Here is a 16,611-nt window from a genome sequence, read left to right as displayed (position 1 = left end):
ATGGTTATGAACCAGCTTCTTTTACATGATCAAATTAAAGATAGAGTTATTAAGTATCTTGAATAACTTACACACTTAATTTGACAAAGCCGTACGACGAGTATGGTTGCTATAAACCATTTATTTTGAGCGTCTTTCATATTACTAATGTTGGCGCTAATTTTTTGATCTACTAAATTGATAATATCTTCTTTTAATGATTCAGATTCTATCATTCTTTGATGACTTTCACTTTTAATATCATTCTTCAATTCGTTTTTTACTTCTCTTAAAGAGCTTTCTATTAAATCAAATCTTGTGTTCATATGTTTTTCTAGCATTTGAAATTCTGCTCTAGTTACGTAGTCATTATTCATATATCACACCTCACTTTATATAAATCTACTATGAATGGTTTTATCGTTTTCAGTTTAAATTACATTAAATATTTTTTCACTTCCATATTATACATATATATTATACTACAATTTTGTATTGTTCAAAAGTTATTTTGATAACAACATAAAAAACCCTAACCGCATTCGGTTAGGGTTTTTAAAATTTGAGAACTCTTCTACTTAGCGTATTCAGTAGCTCTCATTTCCCGGACAACTGTCACCTTAATATGCCCTGGATATTGTAATTCGCCTTCAATTTGATCTTTAATATCTCTAGCTATTCTATGTGCTTTCAAGTCGTCAATATCTTCAGGAGAAACGATTACTCTAATCTCTCTACCTGCTTGTATTGCGAATGCTTTTTCAACACCTTGATAACCTTCTGATATTTCTTCTAATCTTTCTAAACGTTTCACATAATTTTCTAAAGTTTCTCGTCTAGCTCCAGGTCTTGCAGCACTTAATGCATCTGCTGCTGCTACCAGTATAGAAATAACTGATGTTGGTTCTACATCCCCATGATGTGAGTGTATTGCATTTATGACTGTATCATGTTCATGATATTTCTTTGCAAGTTCTACCCCTATTTCAACATGGCTACCTTCAACTTCGTGATCAATAGCTTTACCAATATCATGTAATAAACCTGCACGTTTTGCTAAAGTAACATCTTCACCTAGTTCAGCTGCTAACATTCCTGAAAGTTGTGCAACTTCTACTGAGTGTTTCAGTACACTTTGGCCATAACTTGTACGATATTTCATACGTCCTAAAATTTTAACCAATTCTGGGTGTAAGTTATGAATACCTAATTCAAATGTCGCTTGTTCACCTGATTCTCTCATTAGGTCATCCACTTCTCTTCTCGCTTTTTCAACCATATCTTCAATTCTACCTGGATGGATACGTCCATCAGATACTAAATTAGTTAAGGCTGTCTTAGCGATTTCTCTTCGAATTGGATCAAATCCAGATAAAATAACCGCTTCTGGTGTATCGTCTATAATTAAATCTACACCTGTTAATGTTTCTAAAGTACGAATATTACGACCTTCACGACCGATAATACGTCCTTTCATCTCATCATTTGGTAAATTAACTACCGATACAGTCGATTCTGAAGTATGATCTGCTGCTAATCTTTGTACAGTAATAGACAACAGTTCTTTAGCTTTTTTATCGACATTTGCTTTTAGTTCTCTTTCTTTTTCTTTTACAAGTACAGCAATATCATGTGACAGTTCATCTTCTACTTGTGAGAATTGCTCTTTACGAGCTTCTTCACGTGTGAGTCCGGAGATGCGTTCTAGTTCTTGTTCATGTTTCATTATTATTTCTTGAACATTACTCTCTTTTGCATCTACCTGTTGTTGTCGCTCTTCAATTTTAGCTTCTTTGTTTTCTAGAATTTCATCTTTTTTGTCTAAAAGATCAGATTTGCGCTCTAAATTTTCTTCTTTTTGAAGTAATCTTGCTTCTTGCTTTTGTAGGTCACTTCTTCTCTCTCTAATTTCACTATCAAGATGATCTCTAATTTGTTGATTTTCTTCTTTTGCTTCAATCAACTTTTCTTTCTTAAGACTCTCAGCTTCTTTAGTAGCTTCACTTATAATATAGTGAGCAGACTGACGAGCTTGATCTTGCTTTTTCGTTAAGCTATTATGTGCGAAAAAGTATCCTACAACAACACCTAGAATAACTCCTAGCAAAATGAGTAAGAGGGTTAATAAGTCCACATAAACACCTCCTTCTATCTAGGTTCTACGTCTTATATATACAAAAATATGATTAAATGAAACTATGGAATCATACAACTCAATTGTACGTTTAAATTTGTACAAGTGTCAAGGACATGTACTTTAATTTTTAATTCTATTTTTTATAAAAAAACATTCTATAGATTACACAATGAAACGTAATCTATAGAATGTTTAATTTAATGACAAAATACTATTTAGTCTAATAAAGTTTCTTGTTCAGGCTCATTAGGTTTTTCTTCTTTTTTAGCTTCTTCTTTCTTCTTACCGTTAAAGCCTAATTGATCTCTTAAGATTCCATCAATTTCTTCAATAATAGCTGGGTTTTCTTTTAAGTAAGTCTTAACGTTTTCTTTACCTTGACCCATACGTTCTCCATTATATGAATACCAAGCACCTGATTTATCTACAATATCAAATTCAACTGCTAAGTCGATTAATTCACCTTCACGTGAAATACCTTCACCGTACATAATATCAACTTCTGCTACTCTAAATGGAGGCGCAACTTTGTTTTTAACAACTTTAATTTTAGTACGGTTACCCACTACTTCTTGACCTTGTTTCAATTGTTCAGCACGACGTACTTCTAAACGAACAGAACTATAGAATTTCAACGCACGTCCACCTGGTGTTACCTCAGGATTACCGAACATAACGCCAACTTTTTCACGAATTTGGTTGATAAAGATAGCTGTTGTATTTGATTTAGAAATAGCACCTGATAATTTACGTAAAGCTTGACTCATTAATCTTGCTTGTAAGCCAACGTGTGTATCTCCCATTTCACCTTCAATTTCAGCTTTAGGTGTTAATGCAGCTACTGAGTCGACAATAACAATATCAACTGCACCACTACGAACAAATGCTTCTGCAATCTCTAAACCTTGTTCACCGTGGTCAGGTTGTGATAAATATAGGTTATCAATATCTACGCCTAAGTTTTTAGCATAAACAGGATCTAGTGCGTGCTCAGCATCAATAAAAGCAGCTACGCCACCTTGTCTTTGTGCTTCAGCGATAGCGTGTAAAGCTACTGTTGTTTTACCAGAACTTTCTGGACCATATATTTCAATGATACGTCCTTTAGGGTAACCACCCACACCTAATGCTTTATCAAGTGTGATTGAGCCACTAGAAACTGCTGATACTTCTCTACTTGTATTATCCCCTAGCTTCATTACTGCCCCTTTACCAAAGGATTTTTCCATATTCTTAATTACTGTATCGAGTGCTTTTTGACGTTCGTTCACGCGATAACCTCCTATATATATAAAATGAATTTACTTGTTTAATTAGCTATTATTACTATAAATGCTTTTGTTCTAAATTGCAAGCATAAAGCGAATATTTGTTCGTGTTTTTGTACGCATTTTTTAAAATTAAGCGAACATAAGTACCGATTTTATGAATTATTGCAAGTTACCTTAATTGGTTCAAAAACTTTATAAGTGCTATATTGCTTATTCTATCACGTCTTCCAGCATATGATTGACTTAATGACGAAATAAATTTTTCCCTTTTTTGCATATGTGAAATATATACTGTTGATTCTTTATGATCTTGTTTTAAAACGATAACACTTTCTACATTAAATGTTGATTTTAACTTATTAGCAATTTGTTCAATTGAATCATCTTGCCTAATATTCAACATTTCATCAGTCCATGAATTTTGTAAGAGATATGATTTTAAATATTGTTTGCTGTCTTTAGAAAGCTTAAGTCGCGCATTTAATACGCCATCTGTAATGCCATCATAGATAACAAGTGGTTGGTCTAATTCATTAAATACAGCATCTTCAACTGTTAAATCATCACTACCGTAATAAAATTCGCCGATTCTATTTAATATTTCTGTTTTAACAGGCTGGATTAAATCTATCGCTTGTTGTTTAGTATTCGCGTTAGCTGTAATACGAAGTGATACTTCATGTTGACCAGCAAGTGGTGCAATTGTAGGATTGGATTGATTATCTATTAAGTCAATCAACTCTGTTTCCAAACTAGATTCACCAATACCCATAAATTTCAACGACTCTGAAAAGATGACACGTTCTTCATTTAAGAAGAAAGGTACAAGATATTGATTGACCATTGGTTGAAGTTCTTTCGGCGGACCAGGTAATAATACGACTTTTTTGTCATCCACTTCTAAATACATGCCTGGTGCCATACCAAAGTCATTTTTAAGTACTTCACTACCTTCAATAACAAGTGCTTGTTGTCTATTGTTAGGTGTCATCGTACGGTTTGCATTTTTAAAATATTGTTCAATCTGATCCATAGCTTGTTTATTTGTTTCTAGCGATTTACCTAATACTTTACCAACAGTTTGTTTTGTTAAATCATCTTTCGTTGGTCCTAAACCGCCTGTTAAAATCACAACGTCATGATGCGCTAATTCTTCTTTAAAAGTACGTTCTAATCTTCCAGGATTATCGCCTACAGCAACGTGTCTCATCACACTTGCACCGAGTTCATTAAGTACTTTTGATATAAACTGTGCATTTGTGTTAGCAATTTGTCCTAATAAAATTTCAGTACCTACGCTTAAAATACTAACTTTCATACTTTTGCCTCCTACAGAAAAACCTACAAACGAAATGTTGTAGGTTAAATGTTGTTATTATTTTGATCCTTTAAATACATCTCTACCATGATAAAAATACTCTATACCAGATAGAATTGTAAAGAAAGTAGCAATATACATGAGCCATTGCCCAAGATTAATTTGCCATAAAGTAGAGAATGGTTCTTGTAATAGGATAAATACGATTGCAACCATAGTGACAGCCGTTTTAATTTTACCTAATTGACCAGCTGCACTTACAAAGCCTTGTTCAATTTGAAGTAATCTTAGACCTGTTACAGCAAATTCTCTAGCAATGATGATAATAGCAATAACTGATGATACTTTATCAAGTTCTACTAATGCAATTAATGCACTCGCTACTAATAATTTATCAGCTAGAGGGTCTAAAAATTTCCCCATGTTTGTAACAAGTTCCCATTTTCTCGCTAAATAGCCATCAAACCAATCTGTAACAGAAGCTAAAATAAATATAATACCAGCTATAAATTGTTCTATTCTCATTTCTTGTCCAAATAAGAAATGCATGTCACCCATATTAAAATCTACAAGTAAAAATAAAACAAATACAGGTATTAAAATAACACGTAATACTGTTAATTGATTAGGAATATTCATATTCGTTCTCCTTCTTTTCTTACAACTGCATAATAATACTATTATAAATCAATACTATATATAATTAAATGATAATTATTAATAATATCCATCCAATTAAACATATACCAAAGAACGTAACCATTTGTGTTATGAGTTTAGCTACCATTTTATTCTCTGATATTTCAGTTTGGCTTCTTTTTTCTTGCGTAAGCTGTCTAAAAGCTTCTTTAGCAGAAGGTGCTGTTTTAGGCAACTCACTTTGATGTTTATCAATTAATTCTGGTGCACTCATATTGATTGCCGAAGCATATTTCGTTATAAAACCTCTTGTATAATCGGGATTTGGTAGATTTTCAAATTCATTCTTTTCAATCATCATTAAAAATGGTCGTTGTATCTTTGTTTTTTCTTCAAGTTCAACTAAAGTCATCCCTAATTGTTCTCTTTTACTTCTTAACGTTTCTCCAATATATTTCAAATATATTCACCTCAAACAATTTATTCAAAAAATCCAAATCCATCTCCAAATGCCATATTGTCATTTGTAAATAAATCATTTTTATTTAATTGCTCATATGTAATTTCTTGGTCTTCTGTTTCTCTTAGTTCAATAATATAATCAAAATCTTCAAGGCTATATTCAGAGCGCTGTACAAATAAATCAGGATGTTCTACTACTTTAATTGTTGGTAAACTCATAACTTCTCTAACGAGTTGTTTATGCTTTTCGTCGGTTTGTTTAGACGTTACAGCCCCATCAATAATATAAACATTTTCATCACTATATTCACCTTTTAATAAAGAGCTTCTTACAGTTTGCTTAATAAGTGTTGAACTAATAAACAACCATTTTTTATGGGCACACACACTTGCGGCAACAACCGATTCAGTTTTACCTACTCTTGGCATACCTCTCACACCAATCAGTTTATGACGGTTCTCTTTAAACAGTTCTGCCATAAAATCAACTAGCAAACCTAAATCTTTTCTTTCGAATCTAAAAGTCTTTTTGTCATCAACATCTCGTTTAATATATCTACCATGTCTTACCGCTAATCGATCTCTTAAGCCTGGTGTACGTAATTTTTTAATTGTGATATCATCAATTTCTTTAACAATATTTTCAAAACGTTTAACCTTATTCATATCATCTGTCTTAATGAGTAGCCCTCTTCGGCCTTGATCGACACCATTTATCGTTATGATATTAATACCTAATATACCAAGCAAACTAGAGATATCCCCTAATAAACCTGCTCTATTTACTTGTATATCGTATTCTAAGTACCATTCTTTTTTAATGACTTCTTCCATAATAACCACCCCAATATTAAATATACCATCCTCCGTTTACACGAAGTACTTGACCGGTCACACTTTGAGATAATGGATTTAATAAATATCCCACAGTTGCCGCAACTTCTTTAGTTTGAACAAACCGACCTTGTGGTATTTCATCTTTTAATTGTGTTTGTGTAATTTCATCAAGTTCATCTGTCATTTTACCATGAACGACACCTGGACATATAGCATTTACTGTAATAGATGTTAAAGCAAGTTCTTTTGCTAAAGATTTAACAAAACCAAGTTGAGCAGCTTTCATTGTTGAATAGATTGTTTCGTAACTTGCACCAGTCTCACCCCAAATAGATGATATAACGATTATTCTGCCATTTTCACTCTTTCTAATATCATCAACAAATAATTGAACAATTTTTATGAGCGCATATACATTCAAATTATATTGAACATCAATATTATCATCTGTAAAATCTTGAATCGCACCAAATGACGATTGCCCAGCTGCATATATTAATTGATCAATATGTCCGATTGATGTTAAGGATTGTAAATTATCTTTGTTTGTTAAATCGAATTGTAGAAAAGTAACAGGTTGTCCGGCATACCTTTGTTTGAGTTCATTAATATTAGATTGATTATAATGCAGTATCACTTCATGCCCTAGTGATAAACATTCATCAACAATCGATAAGCCAATGTCACCACTACCACCAACAATAAATGTTCTAGCCATTTTGTTTCACCAAACGACTTTCTACAACATGATCAAAGTCTATTAATGAAGCCAATGTTTCTTGTACACTTTCTACTGTTATAGATTCTAAAATGTTTACAAGTTCAAATAGTTCGACACCTTCGAAATAGAATTTAGTATATTGATTCGCAATATATTCTGGAGAATTTAAACTTGATACAATTTCCCCTAAAGTTTGTTTTCTCACTCTTTCTAACTCTTCTGGAACAAATCCATTTTCAATATATTTCTTAAGTTCAGCTTTAACCGCTTCTTTAAATTCATGATGGTAATCAGTTGTCACAGCTAGAATTAAATAACTATATGTCATTTCGTTAGCAAATTGATAACCAAACGTATCGTCAATTACTTCTTTTTCTAAATTTGATTGATAAAATTCAGTTTGTTCACCAAACATTAAATCTAAAGCAATCATCATTTCCATATCATTTTTGACGCGAACTTTATCAGAAATTGTATTAGGCTTGAATTTATATGCCAACATTGATTTCTCTTGCACAATATCCATTTTCGTTTCGACATATGGTGTATGGACAGATGTCGGTTCGTCTATGGTTTTTCTCGTAATAGGTGGCATTTCATGCATATTTCTTTTATCTTCATGTTCACGCACTAATTGTATAGTCTCATCAGGATCAACATCTCCAACAATGATTAACACCATATTTGCTGGATGGTAAAACGTTTCATATGATAAATATAAATCTTCAGCCGTAATATCATAAATACTTTCAACAGATCCAGCTATATCCACTTGTACAGGATGATTATGATAGAGTGCACCTAAAGTTTGGAACATTAATTTATAATTCGGCTGTTCTTGGTACATTTTAATTTCTTCAGCGATAATTCCTTTTTCTTTTTCTACTGTTTTCTCAGTAAAATATGGGCTTTCAATCATCTTTAATAAACGAATAATATTATCGTGTACATTTCCTGTCGCACTAAATAAATAGCTTGTTCTATCAAATGTCGTAAATGCATTAACTTGTGCATCATTTTCAGCGAAACTTGTAAAGACATCCCCGTCTTCTTTTTCGAACAATTTATGTTCTAAGAAGTGTGCAACCCCGTCCGGAACAGTTACAAAATCATCTTTGCCATGTGGCTTAAATGTGTGATCAAGTGAACCGAAATGTGTTGTATATGTCACAAAAGTCTTTGAAAAACCTGCTTTCGGAATAACTACTACTTTTAAACCATTCTCTAAAGTCTCTTCAAATACAGTTTCATCAATCTGCTTATAATATTGATTACGCATTGTTATCACCTTCAGTCAGTATATATATTGTATCTAATTGTCCAAGTTGTGCGATCTTTTTAATGTCTTCAATAGTGATAGATTCAATTTCTTTAATCCACTCATCATAGTTATAAACGGATTGATATCTGGCATGTGTATGCAATAAGTCAATCATTTGTCGTTGCTTATCAAACATTTCTCGTGCGTGTGAGATTAAGACTTTCTTCGCTAAAGTCAGTCGCTCTGTTTCAATTTCACCTTGTTGAATATCTTTAAATATATTTAAAATTGTTTCTTTAGCAACATGTACTTTATCTTTAGAAATGCCACCAACTATATATAAGAATCCATTTCTTGCATCAATTTGAGAATGTATTGAATATGCTAAACTTTGTTTTTCACGTACTTCACTAAATAAAATAGAAGAAGCATCTCCACCAAGTAACATATTTAATACTAAGAACGAATAATATTCTTTAGAATGGAATGTTATTGGGAACCTATATCCCATATTTAATTTTGCTTGATCAATCTTTGTATAATCTACTATTTCTTTTACTTCTCTAATATCTTTTAATAATGTCGTTTCGATCTCTAATTGACTATTATGATCGAAATTAAAATATTCATGACACAATGATTTAACTTCATCTAATTCAACATTTCCAATAATATATGTAGATATCGCATTCTCATGTAACAAATCATGATATGTATTCACTAAAGATTCAGACGTTACATTATCAATATCTTCTAGTCGACCTGAAGCTAAATATTTATATGGCTCATCTTCAAACATATGATTCATAAATTGAATAAATGCACGTTGTGATTTGTTGTCTTCAATTGCAGTTAATTTTTTATGTAATAAAGATTTTTCTTGCTTCGTATATTTTTCGTTAAATTTTCCATTTTCAATAAGTGGGTTGAAAATCACTTCATGCAATAATTTAACGGCTTGCTCAAACAGTGGAAGTTCACTATTTAAATACTTTTCATTTACGATTTCAATACCAATTGTCATGATATGATTATTAGCTTGTTTATTGACATAGCTAAATAAATGCGCACCATATAAGTCCGCAAGCAAATTATTCATTTCTTTATCAGTTTGGTATTGTTTTGTAACACGTGTAATTAATTTACTTAAAATTGACCTAGATGTAATCGTCTCACTGTTTAATGGTGCTACAAATTTAAAAACGATAGTCGTTGTTTTAAATTTTTCAGTTGGTATCACATAAACGTCATTTGAAGATAATTGTATATGTTCTGTTGTTATCATAATAGATACCTCTCTTATATGTATGTATATAGAGAAACAAAGCAACAATTGTTACTTTGTTTCTCTCAATATATTTATTATATCCTATTTCTTGTAATTCGAAACTTTACAAGACTGCTTTTAAAATAATTTAGTGAATAAAGAACAGGTGTACCATGTTCGTTATAATGAACTTGTGTTAATAACATCATTGCATCATCTGGTTCAGAATTCAGTATTTCACTAATATATGGTTCATAACTAATAGATTCTATAGATGTATTAGCATGTGTTATTTTAAATTCTACTTTACTTTCAATTGCGGATAGAATAGATGAGTTGGATCGGTAGTCACTGCATGCAAATAAATCAGTAGCAATTTTATCTAAACAATAAACGACTGGCTCGCCATTAGCTGTACGTACTCTTTCAATTACTGAAATATATGCATCTTTTTCTAAGTTTAATACTTCTATATCTTTTAAAGTTGCAACTTCTTCATCTAAACTAATAAATTCAGTTCCAGCAACTTCACCATTTTTTTCTATCATTTTTGTAATACTTACTAATTCGTCTAATGGATAATAATATGATTGTGTAGGTTTCACCACTGTTACGTCGCCTGTTTTTTGAGATAAAATTTGTTCCGTGACAAGTTCATGTATGGCTTTTTCGATTTCATCATAATTTATATTTAACAACTTTTTAATTTCAAACTCATTCGGAATAGCATCTCCCGGTTTAAGTTCTGCTGTTTGAATTTTTTCTAATATCCAATTTTTAACGAAATTTGTACTTGCATTTGTAGACATAATATCCCCCTATTCGTCTTGATAAATATCAACCAATACTTGTCTAGGTTTACTACCTGATTGAGGACCAATAACACCATTACTTTCCAAATCATCCATTAACCTAGATGCCCTATTATACCCTATTCTAAATCTTCTTTGTAATAAACTCGCACTTGCTTTTTGTTCTTCTACAACAAATAAATATGCTTCTTTATATAAAGCATCTTCACTTTCCATTTCATTTGTTTCAGTTGGTTCGTCAGGTTCCATCTCTTTAACATAGTTCGCTGTTTGTTCTCCAACAACATGTTGGACAACTGATTCAACTTCACCATCAGAAAGAAATGCACCTTGTATTCTTGTTGGTTTTGAAGAATCTCTAGATAAGAATAGCATATCACCTCTACCTAGTAATTTTTCAGCACCACCACTATCTAAAATTGTTCTAGAATCTGTTGCAGAACTTACTGCAAATGCAATTCTAGAAGGTATATTAGCTTTAATACTACCTGTGATGACATCAACAGATGGTCTTTGAGTTGCAATAATTAAGTGAATACCTGCTGCACGAGCAAGTTGTGCGATTCTCATAATGGATGATTCAACATCTTTACCAGCAACCATCATTAAGTCAGCAAGTTCATCAACAATGACGACTATATAAGGTAATTGTGCTTGTTTTTCTTCCATTTCTTGATTCGTACGTTCAATGAATTGATTATATCCTTCAATATTTCTTGCACCAACGTGTTGGAACAAGTCGTATCTTTTTTCCATTTCGGATACAATTTTTTGTAATGCTTGATTTGCCTTTTGAGGATTTGTAACAACTGGTGTTAATAAATGTGGTATCCCGTTATACACATTTAATTCAACCATCTTCGGATCAATAAGCATTAATTTTACTTCATGTGGCTTAGCATTCATTAATATACTTGTGATAATACCGTTAATACAAACTGATTTACCACTTCCTGTAGCACCTGCTACGAGTAAGTGAGGTAATTTGTTTAATTCTGCAGTAATCGGTTTACCTGAAATATCTCTTCCTAAAGCAACTTCAAGTTTATTTGATGTTGGTTTTGCCTCATTCAGTACTTCTTTCAGCGTTACCATTGAAATATGTTCATTAGGTACTTCAATCCCAACTGCCGACTTACCTGGAATAGGTGCTTCAATTCTAATATCTTTTGCTGCTAAATTCAGTGCAATATCATTACTCAAATTAACAATTTTATTTACTTTCACACCTTGAGCTGGCTGTACTTCGTATTGCGTAACAGCAGGTCCAATCCTAATTTGAGTCACTTTCGCATCAACATTAAAGTTTCTTAATGTAGCTTCAAGTAGTTTCCCTTTTTCTTGAACAGTCTTTTTAGACACTGATTGTGATTTAGGTGGGTCGTTTAAAATCGTAATCGGTGGTAATTTATAATTTAAATTCTCAGTTTCATCTATTGTTGACTCGTTCATTTCAGGTTCATGATTTTCATGCTCTTTTTGAACCGTTTGTTTAGGTTGTTGTGCTCTTTTAGCAGCTAACTTTTCTTGTGATTCAAAGATTGGAATTTCTTCATTAGTTTGTAGTTGGTCATTTTTAGAAATTTCTTGAACTGGTTCGACTTCTTCTAAATGTGAAACGTCTTTAGGCTGCTCTTTTTGACGCTTCTCTTTTTCTAGTTGTTTAGCTTTCGCCTTCTCTTCTCTTTTTTGTTCAAGATTTGTCATTTTTGATTTAGTTTTACTTTGTGCCATATCAAATGCTGATTTCGTAATATCACGATGTCTTTTCTTCATGATTAAAATAACACTAGATAGTAAAACGAGTATCGTTAATAAACTATATCCAAAGACAGAAATAAGCTTGCTTATGACATTAAACGCATAATAACCAATATAACCACCACCGTTAAAGTAAAATGCATTTCGTTCTAAACTTGAATATGTTTCACTCAAGGTTGTCTTAAACGTTTTAAACGATGGATCTTTGAAATATAATACTAACTGCATAATGAATAGCAATGCTACTTGAAAGACGAGCAATCCATTTACTCTTCTTGTGAATTTTAATTTACCATTCACTGTTATTAATAGTGAAATAATCGCTATCAGTATATAGGTGAAATATTTTGAGAATCCAAATAAGAAATGAAAGAAGCTATCAATCATTAAACCTATAAATCCTAATTGAAAAATACCTAACACGAGTAAAAACAACACAATCATCTGTATGACGTATTTTAATGTATTATCTTTTTGCTTTTTCTTGCCACGTGTTGTTTTTCTTTTACGTGTTGCTGGCTTCTTCTTTTGTACCATTTTTGAAATAGCCTCCTTATCTATAATGCAAAAAGAGGCTGGGACATAAATAGATGTCTCAGCCTCATATAGTATGTAGGCAGTTAATGAACAAATAGCGTGTAAGACACATTATTTGTTCATCTTTGCCGAGATGGAAAAACCCATTATATTGATATAGAATTTAGTCTCATCTCTTGACTGTTAAAAATCATCCATAAAACAATTCATTAGATTTCTGAAATAATTGGAATAATCATCGGGCGACGTTTCGTTTGTTCATATAGATACTTACCGAGTTTATCACGCATATTTTGTTTCATTTCAGACCATTCAATTTTCTTTTGAAGTAAACCTTCTTCAACAATTTCACGGACTTTTTCTGAAGCGTCATTTAATAATTCTTCACTTTCTCTAACATAAACGAATCCACGTGATTGAATTTCAGGTCCACCAACGATTTTTCTATTTTTAGGATCTAAAGTTACAACAGCAATAAATATACCATCTTCAGCTAATAAGTGTCTGTCTCTTAAAACAATATTACCTACATCTCCAACACCGATACCGTCAATTAATACGTTACCAGCTGTAACTTTTTCATTAGCAATCATTTTTTCGCCATCAAAGTTAACAACGTCACCTTTTTCTAGTAAGAAAATTTTCTCAGGGTCTACGCCTGTTTCAGCTGCTAATTTCGCATGTGCGATTTGCATTTTAAATTCACCTTGTACTGGAATGAAGTATTCAGGTTTCATTAAATTAAGCATCATTTTAAGTTCTTCCATACAACCATGACTAGATGCATGTGTTTTTTTGTTATTAGGCATAATGTGTGCGCCAGCTTTAACTAATTCATTTAAAGTTTGACCAATAATCACTTCCATATTAGCAGAAGCTGTTGTAGAAATATAAACATTATCGCCTTCTAAAATATTTAAAATAGGATGTCTTTGTTGAGCCATTTGACCTAATGCTTCAATTGGTTCACCTTGCATACCTGTAGCAATAATAATTAATTCATTTTTAGGATATTTACTAATGTCATGCACAGGTACTAAAAGATTTTCTGGAATATTAAAGTATCCTAATTTACGTGCAACATTGAAAGAACTTTCTAAAGAACGTCCTAAGAATGAAACTTTACGGTTTAATTTACTAGCCGCATTCAACACTTGTTGAATACGAATAAAGTTAGATGCATAACAAGACACGATAATGCGTCCGCTTGCTTTTGCAAATTCATCAACCATATGACTCTCGATTACATTTTCAGGAACGTTATAGCCAGGCTTTTCCGCTTCTGTTGAATCACTTATCAACGCAAATACGCCATTTTGACCAATTTCAGTCATCTTAGCGATATCTGGTGCATAGGCACCTTGTAAACTTTGGTCGAATTTAAATTCTCCAGTATAAACGATTGCACCATATGATGTATGGATACATACACCTAAACTATCTGGGATAGAATGTGTTGTATTAAAGAATGTCACGTTAACGTTTTTAAATCTCATGACAGAATCTTTATTTACTGTATAATAACGTACTTTTTTATTGATTTTTCTTGCTTTCATATGATCTTTAACTAATGCGATCGTCAATCTTGATCCGTATACTGGTGCATCAAGCTTTTCAAGTATATAACTTACAGCACCGATAGAATCTTCATGTCCGTGTGATAAAAAGATACCTTTAAGTTTATCTTTATTCTCAATAACATATTGTATGTCTGGTATAACAACGTCTACACCTAACATTTCATCTTCTGGAAACATTAAACCAGCGTCTAACATGAACATTTCTTCGTCCACTTCAACGATATACATGTTTTTTGCAATTTCTCCTACACCACCGAGTGGTATGATACGAATTTTATCATTTTTCTTTTTTATTAAACTCAAAATTGTTCCTCCTAAATGTAGTCCCGTCCATAATATATTTATTTAATCATACCATTTATATAATCGATTATACAAGCACATACAACAGTCTTATACATATTTTAAATTAAGGAAGACAATAATTTTTATATCAGGTCATAACTTTATGATTTCTCTGTCAAAATAAACTCAGAATAAGGTGCATCTAGTAATCTTTTCGTAGCTGATTTAATATCTGCTAACTGTATTTGATTAATCTCGTGCTCGAACTGCTCATTCGTAATTAATTCATTATGAAACATGATTGAACGTGCATTTCTCGTCATTTTATTTTGGTTAGATTCAGACGCCATTAAAAAGCTTGTGATAATATGGCTTTTAGCATCATCTAATTCATTCTGTGTAATACCATCACTTAATAATGACTCAAGCACTTCAGTAATAAGTTCACTAGATGCATCAACATTTTCTTTATCAGTTGCTACATAAATTGTCAGCAAGCCATCATTGTGAAAACTTTGGAAATCTGAGTAAACATTATAACATAATCCATATTCTTCTCTTAGAACTTGGAACAATTTAGAGCTCATTGTTTCGCCTAAAATCGTGTTCAATATATTCGTTGCATAATAGTGTTCATCATTATAACTTGGTGCATCATAACTTCTCATAAAATGCGTTTGCTCTAGCTCATTTTTATAATAAGTTTCTTTCTTCTCAATAAAAGTCATGTCTTGTTCTTGTTGATCAAGCGGTATTTCAATGTCATCAGATAATTGCTTAAGCAATATTTCTTTCATAGATTCGCTATAAGCACCCGCAACTGAAACAATTAATCGATTACTTTGATAATATTTTTTATGGAAATCAACTAATGTATCTCTATTAATTTGATTGACACTATCAGGCGTACCAAGGATCATTCGTCCTAATGGTTGGTCTTTATAAATTTCATGTTCCAATTTATCCATTAACCATTCTTCTGGTGTATCTTCAATCATTTTAATTTCTTCTAAAATAACTTTTTTCTCACGAACAATTTCTTCTTCAAGAAATAACGGGTTTTTAACCATATCTATAAGTAAATCAATTGCTTTATGTTCAAATCTTTTTAATGTTTTACAGAAATAACACGTATACATTTTTGTCGTATATGCATTGTTATAGCCGCCAATTTTATCAAATTCGTTTGATAATTGCTGTCTTGTATAGTGTTCACTACCTTTAAACAACATGTGTTCCATAAAATGAGCAATACCTTCAGGATAATCACCTTCGTCACCCGTTCCAGTATTGACATAAACACCTACACTAATTGTTTCACTGTTTGGAACTTCTTCAAAAATCACAGTCGTTCCATTATTCAGTCGTTGTAAATCAGCCATATTTATTCACCTCAAAATAAATAGGGACACGTCAATGTCCCTTTATTAGTAGACATACATACTTTCATAACCTCTCTTGCCTAGGGTACAGTCTCAGCCTGTAGTCTTCGACTTGTACGATTCCCTCAGGCGTATCGGTTATAAAAGTATTTTATATGAAGCAATCATTAAATTAAAAGCTTTCTTATTATAAGTATTGAGAAGTATTATGTACATGTATGATCGCAGAATTTGCACTTTGTATCAAAACTGCTAATAACGGTATCAGTATTTGCACCTTTTGTCAGAACCGCTAATAACGACACCCTTATTTATACCACTACTAACATATGTCATGTAACTTCTTATTCTACTTACTCATA

At 32.0% G+C, this 16,611-nt stretch carries 14 protein-coding genes; all 14 read right to left on the bottom strand.

Going from position 1 to position 16,611, the window contains the following annotated elements:
• Positions 1-29: 29 nt before the first annotated feature.
• Positions 30-356: a hypothetical protein gene (locus LQ686_RS03075; protein ID WP_025905369.1), complete on the bottom strand. Its 327-nt coding sequence runs from the start codon at positions 354-356 to the stop codon at positions 30-32.
• A gap of 197 nt (positions 357-553) precedes the next feature.
• Positions 554-2,113 (bottom strand): ribonuclease Y, encoded by a 1,560-nt coding sequence (gene rny, locus LQ686_RS03070; protein ID WP_239733162.1) that lies wholly within the window; start codon positions 2,111-2,113, stop codon positions 554-556.
• A gap of 218 nt (positions 2,114-2,331) precedes the next feature.
• Positions 2,332-3,345 carry a recombinase RecA gene (gene recA, locus LQ686_RS03065; RefSeq protein WP_049319417.1) on the bottom strand — a complete coding sequence of 338 codons (1,014 nt, stop codon included), beginning with the start codon at positions 3,343-3,345 and terminating at the stop codon, positions 2,332-2,334.
• A gap of 211 nt (positions 3,346-3,556) precedes the next feature.
• Positions 3,557-4,705 carry a CinA family nicotinamide mononucleotide deamidase-related protein gene (locus tag LQ686_RS03060; RefSeq protein ID WP_025905366.1) on the bottom strand — a complete coding sequence of 383 codons (1,149 nt, stop codon included), beginning with the start codon at positions 4,703-4,705 and terminating at the stop codon, positions 3,557-3,559.
• Positions 4,706-4,762: 57 nt separating this feature from the next.
• On the bottom strand, positions 4,763-5,344 hold the full coding sequence (gene pgsA / locus LQ686_RS03055) for a CDP-diacylglycerol--glycerol-3-phosphate 3-phosphatidyltransferase (RefSeq protein ID WP_037587820.1): 582 nt from the start codon (positions 5,342-5,344) through the stop codon (positions 4,763-4,765).
• Positions 5,345-5,408: 64 nt separating this feature from the next.
• On the bottom strand, positions 5,409-5,804 hold the full coding sequence (locus tag LQ686_RS03050; protein ID WP_037587819.1) for a helix-turn-helix domain-containing protein: 396 nt from the start codon (positions 5,802-5,804) through the stop codon (positions 5,409-5,411).
• 20 nt (positions 5,805-5,824) lie between these two features.
• Positions 5,825-6,640 (bottom strand): YmfK family protein, encoded by an 816-nt coding sequence (locus LQ686_RS03045; protein ID WP_025905363.1) that lies wholly within the window; start codon positions 6,638-6,640, stop codon positions 5,825-5,827.
• Positions 6,641-6,656: 16 nt separating this feature from the next.
• The gene (gene ymfI, locus LQ686_RS03040) at positions 6,657-7,361 is read right to left on the bottom strand and encodes an elongation factor P 5-aminopentanone reductase (RefSeq protein WP_025905362.1); all 705 of its coding nucleotides are present in this window, start codon (positions 7,359-7,361) and stop codon (positions 6,657-6,659) included.
• The gene (yfmH, locus tag LQ686_RS03035; RefSeq protein ID WP_107565680.1) at positions 7,354-8,643 is read right to left on the bottom strand and encodes an EF-P 5-aminopentanol modification-associated protein YfmH; all 1,290 of its coding nucleotides are present in this window, start codon (positions 8,641-8,643) and stop codon (positions 7,354-7,356) included. Before yfmH ends, ymfI begins: the two co-directional genes overlap by 8 nt.
• Positions 8,636-9,910, bottom strand: coding sequence for an EF-P 5-aminopentanol modification-associated protein YfmF (gene yfmF / locus LQ686_RS03030; protein WP_025905360.1), 1,275 nt, complete (start codon positions 9,908-9,910; stop codon positions 8,636-8,638). The genes yfmH and yfmF overlap by 8 nt, the downstream gene beginning before the upstream one ends.
• 77 nt (positions 9,911-9,987) lie before the next feature.
• The gene (locus LQ686_RS03025; protein WP_239733161.1) at positions 9,988-10,701 is read right to left on the bottom strand and encodes a GntR family transcriptional regulator; all 714 of its coding nucleotides are present in this window, start codon (positions 10,699-10,701) and stop codon (positions 9,988-9,990) included.
• A gap of 9 nt (positions 10,702-10,710) precedes the next feature.
• On the bottom strand, positions 10,711-13,002 hold the full coding sequence (locus tag LQ686_RS03020) for a DNA translocase FtsK (RefSeq protein WP_239733160.1): 2,292 nt from the start codon (positions 13,000-13,002) through the stop codon (positions 10,711-10,713).
• A 209-nt stretch (positions 13,003-13,211) separates the two neighbouring features.
• Complete coding sequence (gene rnjB / locus LQ686_RS03015; RefSeq protein ID WP_025905357.1) at positions 13,212-14,885, bottom strand: ribonuclease J2; 1,674 nt, start codon at positions 14,883-14,885, stop codon at positions 13,212-13,214.
• A gap of 143 nt (positions 14,886-15,028) precedes the next feature.
• Positions 15,029-16,249, bottom strand: a complete 1,221-nt coding sequence (locus LQ686_RS03010; protein ID WP_107596473.1) for a M16 family metallopeptidase — start codon at positions 16,247-16,249, stop codon at positions 15,029-15,031.
• Positions 16,250-16,611: the final 362 nt, after the last annotated feature.

The sequence above is a fragment of the Mammaliicoccus sp. J-M41 genome, from assembly GCF_022385935.1.
Classification (GTDB): domain Bacteria; phylum Bacillota; class Bacilli; order Staphylococcales; family Staphylococcaceae; genus Mammaliicoccus; species Mammaliicoccus sciuri_A.
Note: the sequence above shows the minus strand (reverse complement) of the source record. Positions and strands in the feature narration are given on the sequence as shown.

What these genes read in the sequence shown, in the direction of transcription:
- yfmH (WP_107565680.1), bottom strand. Translation starts at nt 8,643, where the DNA reads ATGCGTAATCAATATTATAAGCAGATTGATGAAACTGTATTTGAAGAG.
- LQ686_RS03020 (WP_239733160.1), bottom strand. Translation starts at nt 13,002, where the DNA reads ATGGTACAAAAGAAGAAGCCAGCAACACGTAAAAGAAAAACAACACGT.
- ymfI (WP_025905362.1), bottom strand. Translation starts at nt 7,361, where the DNA reads ATGGCTAGAACATTTATTGTTGGTGGTAGTGGTGACATTGGCTTATCG.
- recA (WP_049319417.1), bottom strand. Translation starts at nt 3,345, where the DNA reads ATGGAAAAATCCTTTGGTAAAGGGGCAGTAATGAAGCTAGGGGATAAT.
- pgsA (WP_037587820.1), bottom strand. Translation starts at nt 5,344, where the DNA reads ATGAATATTCCTAATCAATTAACAGTATTACGTGTTATTTTAATACCT.
- LQ686_RS03075 (WP_025905369.1), bottom strand. Translation starts at nt 356, where the DNA reads ATGAATAATGACTACGTAACTAGAGCAGAATTTCAAATGCTAGAAAAA.
- yfmF (WP_025905360.1), bottom strand. Translation starts at nt 9,910, where the DNA reads ATGATAACAACAGAACATATACAATTATCTTCAAATGACGTTTATGTG.
- LQ686_RS03010 (WP_107596473.1), bottom strand. Translation starts at nt 16,249, where the DNA reads ATGGCTGATTTACAACGACTGAATAATGGAACGACTGTGATTTTTGAA.
- LQ686_RS03060 (WP_025905366.1), bottom strand. Translation starts at nt 4,705, where the DNA reads ATGAAAGTTAGTATTTTAAGCGTAGGTACTGAAATTTTATTAGGACAA.
- LQ686_RS03025 (WP_239733161.1), bottom strand. Translation starts at nt 10,701, where the DNA reads ATGTCTACAAATGCAAGTACAAATTTCGTTAAAAATTGGATATTAGAA.
- LQ686_RS03045 (WP_025905363.1), bottom strand. Translation starts at nt 6,640, where the DNA reads ATGGAAGAAGTCATTAAAAAAGAATGGTACTTAGAATACGATATACAA.